Genomic DNA, 14,792 nt, shown 5'->3' with positions numbered 1-14,792 from the left:
CTTTATATGTGGCAACTGTATCTTCACTTTTGGTGAAAATACAGTTGCGACGTTAGCGGGCTTATTTTAAACCAGCTTCTTCAATTAATTTATTTGCTTGTTCTTTGTCTTGAGCAGTAGTTGCTGAAACTACTGGCGCTTGCAATTTAGCATAAGGTTCCATATTGAATGGAGAAGTCACATCTGTACGTAATGGATATTCTGCACGTACAGCAACTAAGGCTTCTTGACCTTTTTTGCTTGCTAAGAAGTCCACGAATTTTTTTGCTTCTTCTTTATTTTTAGATGATTTTAAGATTGCAGCACCTGAGTAAGTGACTAACGCACCAGGGTCTTTATGACGAATAAAGTACAAGCGAGTTTTTAAGTTTTCTGCGCCTTTTTCTTTTGCTAATGCATACCAGTAGTAGTTATTAATTAAGGCTGCAGGTACTTCGCCATTTTCAACAGCTTGCAATGCAACACTGTTTTTCGCGTAAAGTTTACCATTTTCTTTTAAGCCTTTTAACCAATTAAGCGCAACTTTGTCGCCTTTTAGTTTAACAATAGCTACAACTTGTTCTAAGAATGCACCAGAGGTTGGTACATAACCGATTTTATCTTTCCATTTTGGTGTCGCGTAATCAAGTACTGATTTTTCCATGTCTTTTTCAGATAATTTAGTATGATCATAAACTACAACACGAGAACGACCGCTTAATGCGATCCAATCTTTTTTAGGTGCAACCGGTACACCTTGGTGAGAGGTTTGTTTGATCGTATTGGCTGAAAGTGGTTCTAATAAACCTGCTTCAGAAAGTGCGGCAAATGGAGAGGTTTGTTCTGAATAGAATACATCGGCTGGGCTTTTATCGCCTTCTTCTTTAAGTTGACCTGCTAGCTGTTCGCTTTTAGCACTATTTAAAGTGACTTTGATGCCGGTTTCTTGCGTAAATGCATCAGCTACGGCTTTTGCAGCTTCTTTATGTTGACCGTTGTAAACGGTAATATCGGCAAAGCTACTTGCGGAGAATGTAAGCGCGGCAGTGAGTGTCGCAATTTTGAAAGATTTGAATGTCATTGAAAACTCCTTGTTTTATGAGAATGAATGTTTTAATTAAGCCTGAATGACCTTTATTCTATTTCCAAATCTATTTAAATGCAAATAATTCTCAATTTTTATTTTTAATAAAATAAAAGGAGAGCGATTAGCTCTACTTCAATATATTGATTGCTTTGAATTTTGCTTATAGTGGGGCTGGTTGAATGTAACCTAAGTCTGCTAATTCTGTACAAATAGAATCACATAATCCTGAACAATCAAACTCTTCATCAATGAGTTTTTCGTTGTTGTTCATATCTTTGTAGCCATTTTCAATTAAATATGCTTTGAGTGACGCATTGAGGGCCGCTTTAGTGGTCGGTGTTTCCATTTGAGACATCATATAAACATGCAGTTCATTTAAATTTTCAACTCCACAGTTATACATATTGCCTGCTCCTATATATTGATTTGCACCTTCTAATAAAGCTTGAGAATATTGAGTAAAGCGTTTTGGTATATAGGTTTTGTTATCTTCAAATGTATATGTTTGATATGGTGTAAGAAATACATTGATATAGCCTAAGACTATAGCTAACAATACAGAAGAATAAATTTGATTCTCGGTGAGATTTTCAAATTCTTTATATTCAGCAACGTGATCAATTAATGATTGAATAGTGAAATGACCTACTTGATAGATAAAGTGTTCAAGTAGTCTTGCTGCGTCTTTATTATTGAATATATTGCTCAGATTATTTTCTTTGTTCTGGTTAATAAAAGTTAATTTATTCAATAATGCTTTATCAATGATTTCTGTACGGTTAATTTTATCTTGTAAATGAGCATGGCATAGTAAACTTCTTCTGAATGCTACATCGTAAAGATAATCTAGGCATTGCTCACGTGCAACATAATCTGTTTCGGATAATTGATTGATCATGTCACGGAGATGTTGCGGCATCCAAGAAATATATGAAAGTTGAAAATCCGTATCGCCAATATAAGCCAATTGATGTTGATGTAGGCTATCAACAAATTGATTTAAATAGAGAGGGTGGTTGTGATATTCGAGATATTCATGTGCTACGTAATGATCACCTTTAGTTTGAATACTATCGAAGTTATTAATTCGGCTCTTATTATTGTTTTTTTCAGACTCAATTGATTTAATTGCATCTGAGAATAATTGAACAATGGCTTTGCCACGACGAGTTTGTTCAGAGAGCGGTAAATCCTGAGTGTATTTATTTGCATAAAGCATAATATCACGTGCAACTTCGCGGCTTTTCCAACCAGGATATGTGTTGTAAGAAATATAAGCAATACCATTTGGCGTTAAATTCTCACGACAAACCTCAAGGATTTTATCTTTGACATTATCAGGTACCCAAGAATAAATACCATGCACGATGATGTAGTCAAACATGCCAAATTCAGGCGTAATATCGAGAATATTTTTTGTTTCTAAACGAATGTTTGTTAATCCCATTGATTTGATGATTTCATTACCTTGAGTAATTTGACTATCTGATAAATCAATGCCGACAAATTCAGTATCTGGATAATAAACAGCTTGAGAAATTAAGTTTCCACCAAAAGAAGAACCTAATTCTAATACTTTAGCACCTTTGAGTGCTGGTGGTGTTAATCCCCATAATGTTGCATTCCCTTCCAAAAGCGCAATGCTCGTGTAAGAAAAGGGTCTTGAGTAGTATCTAAGTTCGTCGTAAGGGTTATTTTGTTCAGTCATAATCTATCCAGTTTGTCACATAATTAAGAGTGCATATTATAGAGCGGATATGGGGGAAAACAAAGTGATGATTATTTCCCATGAGGTTTTAATTACGCTAGAATAACTGCAATTTTCACCAGCTTAGTATCCTCATGCTTTCATTTACTCTCGAACCTCAAGATAATGCACGTTTGCAATCTTTATGCGGTGCATTTGATGATCATCTAAAACTTATTGAAAAAGAATTTAACCTTGTCATTGCTCGTCATAATTTCACTTTTAATATTGATACTGTGGAAGAGGATATAAAACCTTATCATGCAAAATTGATAAAAAGTGCGGTGAAATTAATTCAAGATTTATATGTTGAAACTGCGCCCGTAAAAGGTAAAGTGAAAGAATTAGATTTGGAAGATGTGCATATGGCTTTACAAGAAAGCCGAATGTTATCTCAAGCTGAACCGAACCGTGCTGAAAATAATGTTTTCAGTACAACGATTAAAACTAAACGAGGTGTGATTAAACCTCGAGGCGAAAATCAAGTTCAATATTTGCATAGTATTTTAACTCACGATATTAGTTTTGGTATTGGCCCAGCAGGAACGGGGAAAACATTCTTAGCTGTTGCTGCTGCAGTTGAAGCCTTAGAACGTCAAGAAATTCGTCGTGTCTTACTGACGAGACCTGCGGTGGAAGCGGGCGAAAAGCTAGGTTTTTTACCAGGGGATTTAGGTCAGAAAATCGAACCTTATTTACGCCCGCTTTATGATGCTTTGTTTGAAATGTTAGGTTTTGAGCGTGTGCAAAAATTAATGGAACGTGATGTTATTGAAATTGCGCCTTTGGCTTATATGCGTGGGCGTACACTTAATGATAGTTTTATTATTTTAGATGAAAGCCAAAATACGACAGTTGAGCAAATGAAAATGTTTTTAACCCGTATTGGTTTTAATTCTAAAGCCGTGATTACGGGCGATATTACGCAAATTGACTTACCTCGTAGCACAAAATCTGGTTTACGCCATGCTATTGAAGTGTTGGAAAAAGTACCAGAATTAAGTTTTAACTATTTTGATAGCAAAGATATTGTGCGCCATCCGGTGGTGGCTAAAGTCGTGCAGGCATACGAAGAATGGGAAGTGCAAGATGAAATTCGTCGCAAAGAATTAGCGGAGCTTCGTAAAGCCGAACGTGAAAAAGAGCGGTCAGAAATTGAAAAGAATTTAGGAGAGTAAAATGGGAAGTATATTCGTTGATCTGCAAATTGCCACAGAAAATATAGAGGGTTTGCCAACAGAAGAACAGATTGCTCAGTGGGCAACAGCGGCTGTTCAACCAGAAGGGGATGAAGTCGAAATGACAGTTCGTATTGTGGATGAAGCTGAAAGCCATGAATTAAATTTAACTTATCGTGGCAAGGATCGCCCGACTAACGTACTTTCATTTCCATTTGAATGTCCCGATGAGGTGGAGTTGCCATTGTTAGGGGATCTCGTTATTTGTCGTCAAGTCGTGGAGCGAGAAGCTGCAGAACAAGAGAAACCATTAATGGCGCATTGGGCGCATATGGTCGTGCATGGTAGCTTACATTTACTCGGTTATGATCATATCGAAGACGATGAAGCGGAAGAAATGGAAAGTTTAGAAACCCAAATTATGCAAGGATTAGGCTTTGATGATCCTTATCTAGCAGAGAAATAATCTTTATTCGGAGTAATGATGTATAAAGCGGTATTTAGTGATTTTGATGGCACCTTATTAACCTCTCAACATACCATTTCCCCTCGAACTGTTGCCGCAATTAAGCGTTTAACGGCGAATGGTATTCCTTTTGTGCCAATTTCAGCGCGTTCTCCTTTGGGTATTTTGCCTTATTGGAAACAGCTTGAAACGAATAATGTGCTTGTTGCATTTAGTGGCGCGCTTATTTTGAATCAACATCTTGAACCAATTTATAGCGTACAAATTGATCCAAAAGATATTTTAGACATTAATACCGTTTTGGCGGATCACCCTTTGCTTGGCGTGAATTATTACACAAATAATGATTGCCATGCTCGCGATGTAGAAAATAAATGGGTGATTTATGAACGCAGTGTTACCAAAATTGAAATTCATCCTTTTGATGACGTGGCGGCTCGTTCGCCACATAAAATCCAAATTATTGGGGAAGCAGAGGAAATCATTGAGATTGAAATTATTTTAAAGGAAAAATTTCCACATCTGAGTATTTGTCGTTCTCATGCTAACTTTTTAGAGGTGATGCACAAGAGTGCAACCAAAGGAAGTGCGGTGCGTTTTTTGGAAGATTATTTTGGCGTACAAACCAATGAGGTGATTGCGTTTGGTGATAATTTTAATGATTTGGATATGCTAGAACATGTTGGGCTTGGGGTGGCAATGGGAAATGCACCTGATGAAATTAAACAAGCTGCAAATATAGTCACCGCGACCAATAATGAAGATGGGTTAGCATTAATTTTGGAAGAAAAATTTCCTGAATAATCGGCAAGAAAAAGGCTCTCAAACGAGAGCCTTTTAGTTATAAATTTTTTGATTCTTTTGAATTATACATATCTTCAATTTGCTTACGATAACGTTCTAAAATCACTTTTCTACGTAATTTTAATGTTGGTGTAATTTCACCTAATTTGATGCTGAATGCTTGAGAAAGTAACGTGAATTTTTTTACTTGCTCGAAATGAGCCAATTCTTTTTGTACCGCATTAATACGCTGCTCAAACATTTTTAGAATTTCAGAATTTTTTAATAATTCTAAACGGTCATGATATTTAATATTGAGCTGTTTTGCGTACTCTTCCAAACTATCAAAGCAAGGCACAATAAGTGCAGACACATATTTTTTCGCATCGGCAATGATCGCAATTTGTTCGATAAATTTATCTTTACCGATTTTGCTTTCGATATATTGTGGTGCGATATATTTACCGTTTGAAGTTTTCATTAATTCTTTAATACGATCGGTAATAAATAAATTGCCTTGTTCGTCAAATTCTCCCGCATCGCCAGTTTTTAAGAAACCATCTTCTGTGAAGGCTTGAGCCGTTTCTTCTGGCTTTTTGTAATAGCCTTTCATCACCATTCCGCCACGCACGAGGATTTCATTATTTTCCCCAATTTTAACTTCTGCTTTTGGCATGAGTGTGCCGATTGAATTTGGGTTAAATTGGAAATCATGCCAGCAAGAAACGGTCGCAGTTGTTTCTGTCATGCCATAGCCTAATTTGATGTTGATACCAATAGCATGGAAAAATAGCCCAATAGCAGGTTCTAATTTTGCTCCTCCGCAAGGCATCATTTTTATACGTCCCCCCAATAATTGGCGAAGTTTTGAGAGCACTAATTTATCCGCTAAAGCAAATTGTTTCTTCAATAAGAATGGAATAGCTTTGTTATTCGCACGTAAATCAAAATGTTTTTGTCCCACGGAAATTGCCCAATGAAACATAATTTGGCGAAGTTTTGGTGCTTTTTGAACTTTATCCAAGACGGCGGCATAAATTTTTTCGTAAAAACGTGGTACGGCACACATTAAGGTTGGGTGAATTTCCGTTAAAGCTGACCGCACTTGATTGGTATCTTCTAAATAGCAAAGTATTGCACCTCTATGAAGAATATAAGACGTCCAAGCTCGTTCAAAAATATGAGAGAACGGTAAGAAAGAAAGTGAAACGTCCCGATCTGTCACATTAAGTGAAAGATCATGTGTTTCTAACTGGTGAGCGAGATTAGCGTAATCTAACATGACACCCTTAGGTTCTCCCGTTGTGCCAGAGGTATAAATAATCGTAAATAAATCCGATAATTGTTTTTGGTTTAAGCGTTGGGTTAGTTCATTTTGTTGGGCGTTTGAACCTGTTTCAATAAAACTTTCCCAAGAGCAAGAAAGAGAATCTTGTTGTAATTGAATTGTAGATTTCATTGCCACGATTTTTTGTAATTTTGGACAATGATGAGCAATTTCCAATGCTTGATCGTATTGCTCTTGATCGCCGACGAATAGAATTTTCACATCAGCGTGATTTAAAATAAATTCTGCTTGCTGGGCGGTATTGGTTGCGTAAATAGGTACTGTAATTGCTCGAATTTGTAAGGTCGCAATGTCAGCGATTGTCCAACGTTCCATATTATGGGCGAAAATAGCGATTTTATCTTGCACGTCAATATTGTGAGCAAGCAATGCATGAGAAAGTTGATTGAGTTGATCTTGAAAATTTTTCCAAGAGATGTCTCGCCACAAGCCGTGCTCTTTATAGCGAAGTGCGGTCATATTTGCACGAGTTTTGGCTTGTTGTTGAATACGATTAACAAAATGGAGATCGAGATTCATATTAACCCTATTTTTTATTTCATTGAGCGAACAGTTGTGCGCTAATATAATCTTAAATAGGAATAAAAGCTAGAAGAATATTGATTGTTTTAAATTATTTTTAGTGATCCCTTGTTCATTTTTAGATCGTAAACTAAATTATTAGATAATAAAAAACCGCTCCGAAGAGCGGTTAATTTTTTCAAAGTTTTAATTAGCCTTTGTAGTTGTAAATGTGAGCTACTAAGTCTAATACTTTATTTGAGTAACCAGTTTCGTTATCGTACCAAGATACTAATTTAACGAAAGAATCAGTTAATGCGATACCAGCGTCTGCATCAAATACAGAAGTTAAAGCACAGCCGTTGAAGTCAGTAGAAACAACTGCATCTTCAGTGTAACCTAATACGCCTTTTAATTCGCCATTGAAAGTTTTACCTTCAGTTGCGTCTTTGATTGCTTGTTTGATTGCATCGTAAGAAGCTGGTTTTTCAAGGTTAACAGTTAAGTCAACAACAGATACGTTTGGAGTTGGAACACGGAAAGCCATACCGGTTAATTTACCGTTTAATGCTGGTAATACTTTACCTACTGCTTTCGCTGCACCCGTTGAAGATGGAATGATGTTTTGTGATGCACCGCGGCCGCCGCGCCAGTCTTTAGCTGATGGACCATCCACAGTTTTTTGAGTCGCAGTTGTTGCGTGAACAGTGGTCATTAAACCATCTTTGATACCGAAAGTTTCATGAACAACACGTGCTAAAGGAGCTAAACAGTTTGTTGTACAAGATGCGTTAGAAACGATATCTTGACCTGCGTATGCGTTGAAGTTTACACCACGAACGAACATAGGGGTTGCATCTTTAGATGGACCAGTTAATACAACTTTTTTCGCGCCTGCAGTGATGTGTTTACGAGCAGTTTCATCAGTTAAGAATAAACCAGTCGCTTCAACAGCGATATCAACACCGATTGCACCCCAGTTTAAGTTTGCTGGATCACGTTCTGCAGTTACACGGATAGTTTTACCATTAACCACTAAGTTACCATCTTTCACTTCAACAGTGCCGTCGAAACGACCGTGAGTTGAATCATATTTCAACATATAAGCCATGTATTCAACGTCGATTAAGTCGTTAATACCTACAACTTCGATGTCATCACGGTGTTGTGCTGCACGGAATACGATACGACCGATACGGCCGAAACCATTGATACCAATTTTAATTGCCATAAGATTTTCACCTTTTATTTAAGTTAAACAAATCTGTTTGCTTTGAGTAATACTGCTCACTCAGTAAGACAGCACACAGAGTATAGCACGAGCATTTTTATAAAACTATAAACCCTACTACTTTTTTGTGATCTATATCAAATCATAATTAGAATAAAAAAGTACCGTAAAAAATCACCGCACTTTTGATGATTTTTTATAGAGAAATCTGCATAATAGACTGAAATTGTTAGAGAAGGTTAAATGTTCTATGTCTCAAGGTAATCTTTATATTTTATCTGCACCAAGTGGTGCGGGAAAATCTTCATTAATTTCTGCGTTATTGGCATCAGATAGTTCAACTCAAAAAATGGTTTCTGTGTCCCATACGACCCGTGCTCCACGCCCAGGTGAAGTTGAAGGTGTACACTATTATTTTGTATCAAAAGAAGAGTTTGAATCACTCATTGAGCAAGATTTATTTTTAGAATATGCCAAAGTTTTTGGTGGAAATTATTATGGAACCTCTTTACCTGCGATTGAAGAAAATTTAGCAAAAGGTATTGATGTATTTTTAGATATTGATTGGCAGGGTGCTCAACAAATCCGTAAAAAAGTGTCTTCGGTAAAAAGCATTTTTATTTTACCGCCTTCATTGCCAGAGTTAGAACGTCGTTTAATTGGTCGTGGGCAAGATAGTGAAGAGGTTATTGCTGAACGAATGTCAAAAGCGATAAGTGAAATTTCGCATTATGACGAATATGATTATGTCATTGTGAATGATGATTTTGAGAAAGCATTAAAAGATTTGCAAAGTATTTTGCAATCGGAACGCTTAACTAAGGATTATCAACAAAAACAAAATGCAATGTTAATTCAACAGCTACTAGCAAAATAGGGCGAAATTGAGTATCATAACGCCCTTTCAATAGAGTAATTTTTGACAAATCGGAGTAAATTATGGCTCGTGTTACTGTGCAAGATGCAGTAGAAAAAATTGGTAACCGTTTTGATTTAATTTTAACGGCTGCGCGTCGTGCAAGACAATTACAACTTAATCAAAGTGCACCGTTAGTGCCAGAAGATAATGACAAACCAACAGTAATTGCATTGCGTGAAATCGAAAAAGGTTTGATTAATCAAGATATTATGGATGCACAAGAATTCCAAGAAATGGCTAAAGTGCAAGAAACGGAAGAAGCAGCTGTTGCATTAATTACAGAATAATCTTTTAAAAGTGCGGTAAAAAATCACGATATTTTAACCGCACTTTCTCTTTCAACGATAAGTAGGTCTCCTTTGGAACTGTTTGCGGATTTAGATCGAATTATTCAAGGGTATTTGCCCGCAGATAAAATTGAACTCATCAAGCGTGCGTTTGTGATTGCAAGAGATGCGCACGAAGGACAATTTCGTTCCAGCGGCGAACCTTACATTACCCATCCTGTGGCGGTAGCCTCTATTATTGCTCAACTTCACTTAGATCACGAAGCGGTAATGGCTGCGCTTTTGCACGATGTTATTGAAGATACACCTTATACGGAAGAACAACTGAAAGAAGAGTTCGGTGCCAGTGTGGCTGAAATTGTGGACGGTGTATCAAAACTCGATAAGTTGAAATTTCGTACTCGCCAAGAAGCACAAGTCGAGAATTTTCGCAAAATGATTTTGGCGATGACGCGTGATATTCGCGTTGTGTTAATCAAGCTTGCTGACCGCACGCATAATATGCGCACGCTTGGTTCGTTACGACCAGATAAACGCCGTCGTATTGCGAAAGAAACGCTTGAAATCTATTGTCCGCTTGCTCATCGTTTAGGTATTGAGCATATCAAAAATGAATTAGAAGACTTATCTTTTCAAGCAATGCATCCACACCGTTATGAGGTATTGAAAAAACTCATTGATGTGGCGCGGAGTAATCGACAAGATTTAATCGAACGTATTTCACAAGAGATTAAAGTGCGGTTAGAAAACGCAGGCATTTTTGCCCGAGTGTGGGGACGTGAAAAACACCTTTACAAGATCTATCAAAAAATGCGCATAAAGGATCAAGAATTCCACTCTATCATGGATATTTATGCGTTTCGTGTGATTGTAAAAAATGTTGATGATTGTTATCGCGTTTTGGGGCAAATGCATAATCTTTATAAGCCACGTCCTGGCCGAGTTAAGGATTATATTGCGGTACCTAAAGCAAATGGCTATCAGTCTTTGCAAACTTCAATGATTGGGCCGAAAGGTGTTCCCGTAGAAGTTCATATTCATACTGAGGATATGGAGCAAGTCGCCGAAATGGGCATTACAGCGCATTGGGTTTATAAAGAAAATGGTAAAAACGATAGTACAACCGCACAAATTCGCGCACAACGCTGGCTGCAAAGTTTGGTCGAAATTCAACAAAGTGTAGGTAATTCGTTTGAGTTTATTGAGAATGTAAAATCAGAGTTTTTCCCTAAAGAAATTTATGTTTTTACACCAAAAGGTCGAATTGTTGAATTGCCAATGGGCGCAACGGCAGTAGATTTTGCTTATGCTGTGCATTCAGATGTGGGGAATACTTGTGTTGGCGTAACCGTTGAGCATAAACCTTACCCGCTTTCGCAAGCTCTTGAGTCTGGGCAAACGGTCAATATCATCACCGATCCAAATGCGCATCCTGAAGCCGCATGGTTAAATTTTGTAGTAACAGCTCGTGCGAAAACACGGATTCGCCATTATCTCAAACAGCGTTGTGAAGAGGATGCAGTGAAATTAGGCGAGCTTGAGCTTAATGCAGCATTACAGCCTCATAATTTAGGTGATTTTTCTATTCAACAAATTAGCACTGTATTAGATGCTTTAGCGCTTTCTTCTTTAGATGAATTATTACGAGAAATCGGTTTAGGCAATCAGTCTGCCTCCATCATTGCGCATCAATTTGTGGGCGTGCCATTAGAATCTTCTAATACTCAGAATTTTGAATTTGAATCAAAAATACTCACTATTGCACCAATGCAAGTTGGTAAAACACTATTTGCTCAATGTTGCCATCCAATCCCTGGTGATCCTATTGTGGGATGTTGTACACAAGAAAACACAGTAGTGGTACACCATCAACATTGTGCAAGTTTGAAAAATGCTTGTCGCCAATCGTTGGCTAAATGGGATAATGTTCAAAGTGCGGTGAATTTTGAGGCTGAATTACAAATAGAAATATTGAATGAGCAGAATGCCTTGCTTAGTTTAATGACCGCAATTTCTGCGAGCGAAAGCAGTCTTCAAAATATTTGGACGGAAGAATTAGAGAACAATTTATTGCTTGTGATTTTGCAGGTTTGTGTAAAAGATATCAAACACCTTGCCAATATCGTTCATCGCATTAAAGGCATCACTGGCGTCGTTAATGTCAAACGCAATATTAATGAGCTATGAGCCTTGAACTTCTCGATGCCGTACCTTTGACCAGCCTCTCTGGTGTTGGTGCGGCCATTTCTAATAAACTGGCTAAAATCGGCATTCATAACCTGCAAGATTTACTCTTTCATTTACCTATTCGCTATGAAGATCGTACGCGAATTACGCCAATCGCTAATCTTCGCCCCGAACAATATTTTACCATTGAAGGAATTGTACAAACCTGTGAAGTCGCTTTTGGCCGTCGCCCGATTTTATTGGTCAGTTTGTCAGACGGCACATCGAAAATTATGTTACGTTTTTTCAATTTTAATGCGGGAATGCGTAATAGTTTTCAAATTGGTGTGCGAGTAAAGGCTTTTGGCGAAGTGAAACGTGGTCGCCACATGCCAGAAATTCATCATCCAGAATATCAAATTGTGCGAGATAATGCGCCCATAGTATTGGAAGAAACCCTAACGCCGATTTATTCCACGACAGAAGGGCTAAAACAAAATTCATTACGAAAATTAACGGATCAGGCTTTGGCATTACTCGACAAAGTTCAGATTGCAGAAATTTTGCCTAATGAATTTAATCCATATCAATATAGCTTAAAAGAGGCATTGCGATTATTGCATCGTCCATCGCCAGATATTTCATTAGAAATGTTAGAGCAGGGGAAGCATCCTGCCCAACAACGATTAATTTTTGAAGAATTATTAGCGCATAATCTCGCTATGCAAAAAGTGCGGTTAGGAACGCAGCAATTTTCTGCCTTACCGCTACATTATCAAACAGATTTAAAACAGCGATTTTTAGCCACCTTGCCATTTCAACCAACTAATGCGCAAAAACGAGTCGTGTCGGATATTGAACAAGATCTTATCAAAGATTATCCTATGATGCGCTTAGTACAAGGGGATGTTGGATCGGGAAAAACATTGGTTGCCGCATTGGCTGCTTTAACTGCAATTGATAATGGCAAACAAGTCGCCTTAATGGCGCCAACAGAAATACTAGCAGAACAGCATGCGAATAATTTTCGACATTGGTTTGAGCCTTTAGGCATTGAAGTAGGCTGGTTGGCTGGTAAAGTAAAAGGAAAATCAAGACAAGCAGAGCTTGAAAAAATCAAAACTGGTGCCGTACAAATGGTGGTGGGGACGCATGCTTTATTTCAAGAAGAAGTTGAGTTTTCAGATCTGGCATTGGTGATTATTGATGAACAACATCGTTTTGGTGTGCATCAACGGTTAATGTTGCGTGAGAAAGGCGAAAAAGCAGGATTTTATCCCCATCAGTTAATTATGACGGCAACGCCGATTCCAAGAACGTTGGCAATGACCGTCTATGCAGATTTGGATACATCAATTATTGATGAATTGCCTCCAGGCCGTACGCCGATAACAACCGTAGTGGTTTCTGAAGAACGTCGCGCTGAAATTGTGATGCGTGTAAAAAATGCTTGTGTTAATGAAAAACGCCAAGCCTATTGGGTGTGCACGTTAATTGATGAATCGGAGGTTTTAGAAGCTCAAGCAGCTGAAGCGATTTGGGAAGATCTAACTAAGGCATTACCTATGTTAAATATTGGGTTAGTGCACGGGCGGATGAAACCACAAGAAAAACAAGATGTCATGATGCGTTTTAAAAACGCAGAATTGGATTTATTGGTGGCAACGACAGTAATCGAAGTGGGTGTTGATGTTCCGAATGCTAGTTTGATGATTATCGAAAATGCAGAGCGTTTAGGTTTATCGCAACTTCATCAGTTACGGGGGAGAGTAGGTCGAGGTAGCACGGCTTCTTTTTGTGTACTAATGTATAAACCTCCGCTAGGTAAAGTTTCGCAAAAACGCCTGCAAGTGCTACGAGATAGCCAAGATGGGTTTGTTATTTCGGAAAAAGACTTAGAAATTCGTGGGCCAGGCGAAGTACTTGGAACGAAACAAACGGGCATTGCTGAATTGCGAGTAGCAAATTTAATGCGAGATAGAAAAATGATACCAACGGTGCAATTTTATGCAAAATCACTTATCCAAAAACACCCTGATCTAGCGGAAAGTCTTATTCGTCGTTGGTTAAATAATAAAGAGATTTACTCGAACGCTTAAAAGTGCGGTCAATTTTCAAAGAGATTTAAATGGATAAAAAAGAAAAATGCCCAACTGTGCTCTTTTTTGATTCTGGAGTGGGTGGATTTAGCGTATATCGCGAAGCCAAAAAATTATTACCAAATTGGCATTATCTCTATTGTTTTGATAATGCTGGTTTTCCTTATTCAGAACGAGAAGAAGAAAGTATTATTCAGCGTACTTTAGCGGTTTGCCAACTTATTAATCAACGTTATCCATTAGATGCAATTGTGATAGCTTGCAATACAGCGAGTACAGTTGTACTTCCTCCTTTGCGAGCTGCTTTTGATATTCCTATCGTTGGGACTGTACCCGCTATTAAACCTGCATCAGAAATGACAAAGACAAAACATATTGGTTTATTAGCTACAAAGGGTACTGTAAAACGTCATTATGTAGATGATTTGATTGATAAATTTGCGCAAGATTGTGTTGTTGAGAGATTGGGAACAACAAAATTAGTAGAAATTGCGGAGCAAAAAATTCGTGGTCATTCCGTTGATCTAATTAGTTTAAAAGATGAGTTATCTCTGTGGGCAGACATGGCAGATTTAGATACATTAGTTTTAGGTTGCACTCACTTTCCACTCATCAAAGATGAAATTCACTTGTGCTTGCCACAAATTAAATATTTTATGGATCCTGGTGCGGCGATTGCTAAGCGGATAAAATATTTGCTCGATGGTAAAAGTATACGTGCTCAAGGTGAAAAATATAATCAAATGTTTTGTACCGACCATTTTTCTGAAGAATCTCAATTTAAAAAAGCTTTACACCTATGGGGATTTGAATCTTTAGATGTAATAAAAATAGACTAAAATTGATGTTAAATAGACCTTTTTGTATTAACTTTATTCAAAAGATCATTTTTTTAAATATTTTTACAAAAAAGTACTTGCAAGGGATTTGAAAATCCCTATAATGCACCGCACACAACGACGCACTGTTGTGAAGTATTTAAGTTTCCACATGCGTCGTTG

General features: G+C 37.6%; 12 protein-coding genes. 8 read left to right on the top strand and 4 right to left on the bottom strand.

The window, feature by feature from the left end; translation table 11 throughout:
• Positions 1-61: 61 nt before the first annotated feature.
• Both AAX15_RS08070 and AAX15_RS08065 read right to left on the bottom strand, forming a co-directional pair.
• Positions 62-1,060 carry an iron ABC transporter substrate-binding protein gene (locus AAX15_RS08070; protein WP_046939988.1) on the bottom strand — a complete coding sequence of 333 codons (999 nt, stop codon included), beginning with the start codon at positions 1,058-1,060 and terminating at the stop codon, positions 62-64.
• A 166-nt stretch (positions 1,061-1,226) separates the two neighbouring features.
• Positions 1,227-2,774 carry a class I SAM-dependent methyltransferase gene (locus AAX15_RS08065; RefSeq protein WP_046939987.1) on the bottom strand — a complete coding sequence of 516 codons (1,548 nt, stop codon included), beginning with the start codon at positions 2,772-2,774 and terminating at the stop codon, positions 1,227-1,229.
• Between the two features lie 134 nt (positions 2,775-2,908).
• On the opposite strand from AAX15_RS08065, the gene AAX15_RS08060 reads away from it, so the two are divergent.
• Genes AAX15_RS08060 through AAX15_RS08050 form a run of 3 tightly spaced genes read left to right on the top strand, consistent with a single transcriptional unit; the run spans position 2,909 to position 5,261 of the window.
• Positions 2,909-3,991, top strand: coding sequence for a PhoH family protein (locus tag AAX15_RS08060; RefSeq protein WP_046939986.1), 1,083 nt, complete (start codon positions 2,909-2,911; stop codon positions 3,989-3,991).
• Between the two features lies 1 nt (position 3,992).
• On the top strand, positions 3,993-4,457 hold the full coding sequence (gene ybeY, locus AAX15_RS08055; protein ID WP_046939985.1) for an rRNA maturation RNase YbeY: 465 nt from the start codon (positions 3,993-3,995) through the stop codon (positions 4,455-4,457).
• Positions 4,458-4,475: 18 nt separating this feature from the next.
• Positions 4,476-5,261 carry a Cof-type HAD-IIB family hydrolase gene (locus AAX15_RS08050; protein ID WP_046939984.1) on the top strand — a complete coding sequence of 262 codons (786 nt, stop codon included), beginning with the start codon at positions 4,476-4,478 and terminating at the stop codon, positions 5,259-5,261.
• A 37-nt stretch (positions 5,262-5,298) separates the two neighbouring features.
• On the opposite strand, the gene AAX15_RS08045 is transcribed toward AAX15_RS08050, so the two are convergent.
• Both AAX15_RS08045 and gap read right to left on the bottom strand, forming a co-directional pair.
• On the bottom strand, positions 5,299-7,107 hold the full coding sequence (locus AAX15_RS08045) for an AMP-dependent synthetase/ligase (RefSeq protein ID WP_046939983.1): 1,809 nt from the start codon (positions 7,105-7,107) through the stop codon (positions 5,299-5,301).
• Positions 7,108-7,300: 193 nt separating this feature from the next.
• Complete coding sequence (gap, locus tag AAX15_RS08040) at positions 7,301-8,320, bottom strand: type I glyceraldehyde-3-phosphate dehydrogenase (protein WP_046939982.1); 1,020 nt, start codon at positions 8,318-8,320, stop codon at positions 7,301-7,303.
• A gap of 250 nt (positions 8,321-8,570) precedes the next feature.
• Between gap and gmk the strand changes: the two genes are divergently transcribed.
• From gmk to murI, 5 genes are all read left to right on the top strand, one after another.
• Positions 8,571-9,197: a guanylate kinase gene (gmk, locus tag AAX15_RS08035; RefSeq protein WP_005643682.1), complete on the top strand. Its 627-nt coding sequence runs from the start codon at positions 8,571-8,573 to the stop codon at positions 9,195-9,197.
• A gap of 62 nt (positions 9,198-9,259) precedes the next feature.
• Entirely contained in the window at positions 9,260-9,526 is a 267-nt protein-coding gene (gene rpoZ / locus AAX15_RS08030; RefSeq protein WP_005625717.1) for a DNA-directed RNA polymerase subunit omega, read from the top strand.
• 72 nt (positions 9,527-9,598) lie between these two features.
• Positions 9,599-11,713, top strand: coding sequence for a bifunctional GTP diphosphokinase/guanosine-3',5'-bis pyrophosphate 3'-pyrophosphohydrolase (spoT, locus tag AAX15_RS08025; protein WP_046939981.1), 2,115 nt, complete (start codon positions 9,599-9,601; stop codon positions 11,711-11,713).
• Positions 11,710-13,791, top strand: coding sequence for an ATP-dependent DNA helicase RecG (recG, locus tag AAX15_RS08020; protein WP_046939980.1), 2,082 nt, complete (start codon positions 11,710-11,712; stop codon positions 13,789-13,791). Before spoT ends, recG begins: the two co-directional genes overlap by 4 nt.
• 29 nt (positions 13,792-13,820) lie before the next feature.
• On the top strand, positions 13,821-14,630 hold the full coding sequence (gene murI / locus AAX15_RS08015; protein ID WP_046939979.1) for a glutamate racemase: 810 nt from the start codon (positions 13,821-13,823) through the stop codon (positions 14,628-14,630).
• The last annotated feature ends 162 nt before the right edge of the window (positions 14,631-14,792 follow it).

It is taken from the genome of Haemophilus haemolyticus (assembly GCF_001008275.1).
In the GTDB taxonomy this organism is placed as follows: Bacteria; Pseudomonadota; Gammaproteobacteria; order Enterobacterales; family Pasteurellaceae; genus Haemophilus; species Haemophilus haemolyticus_P.
Note: the sequence above shows the minus strand (reverse complement) of the source record. Positions and strands in the feature narration are given on the sequence as shown.

Bases quoted from the DNA above. Each gene is read 5' to 3' on its own strand.
- AAX15_RS08070 (WP_046939988.1), bottom strand. From the start codon at position 1,060: ATGACATTCAAATCTTTCAAAATTGCGACACTCACTGCCGCGCTTACA.
- AAX15_RS08065 (WP_046939987.1), bottom strand. From the start codon at position 2,774: ATGACTGAACAAAATAACCCTTACGACGAACTTAGATACTACTCAAGA.
- AAX15_RS08060 (WP_046939986.1), top strand. From the start codon at position 2,909: ATGCTTTCATTTACTCTCGAACCTCAAGATAATGCACGTTTGCAATCT.
- ybeY (WP_046939985.1), top strand. From the start codon at position 3,993: ATGGGAAGTATATTCGTTGATCTGCAAATTGCCACAGAAAATATAGAG.
- AAX15_RS08050 (WP_046939984.1), top strand. From the start codon at position 4,476: ATGTATAAAGCGGTATTTAGTGATTTTGATGGCACCTTATTAACCTCT.
- AAX15_RS08045 (WP_046939983.1), bottom strand. From the start codon at position 7,107: ATGAATCTCGATCTCCATTTTGTTAATCGTATTCAACAACAAGCCAAA.
- gap (WP_046939982.1), bottom strand. From the start codon at position 8,320: ATGGCAATTAAAATTGGTATCAATGGTTTCGGCCGTATCGGTCGTATC.
- gmk (WP_005643682.1), top strand. From the start codon at position 8,571: ATGTCTCAAGGTAATCTTTATATTTTATCTGCACCAAGTGGTGCGGGA.
- rpoZ (WP_005625717.1), top strand. From the start codon at position 9,260: ATGGCTCGTGTTACTGTGCAAGATGCAGTAGAAAAAATTGGTAACCGT.
- recG (WP_046939980.1), top strand. From the start codon at position 11,710: ATGAGCCTTGAACTTCTCGATGCCGTACCTTTGACCAGCCTCTCTGGT.
- murI (WP_046939979.1), top strand. From the start codon at position 13,821: ATGGATAAAAAAGAAAAATGCCCAACTGTGCTCTTTTTTGATTCTGGA.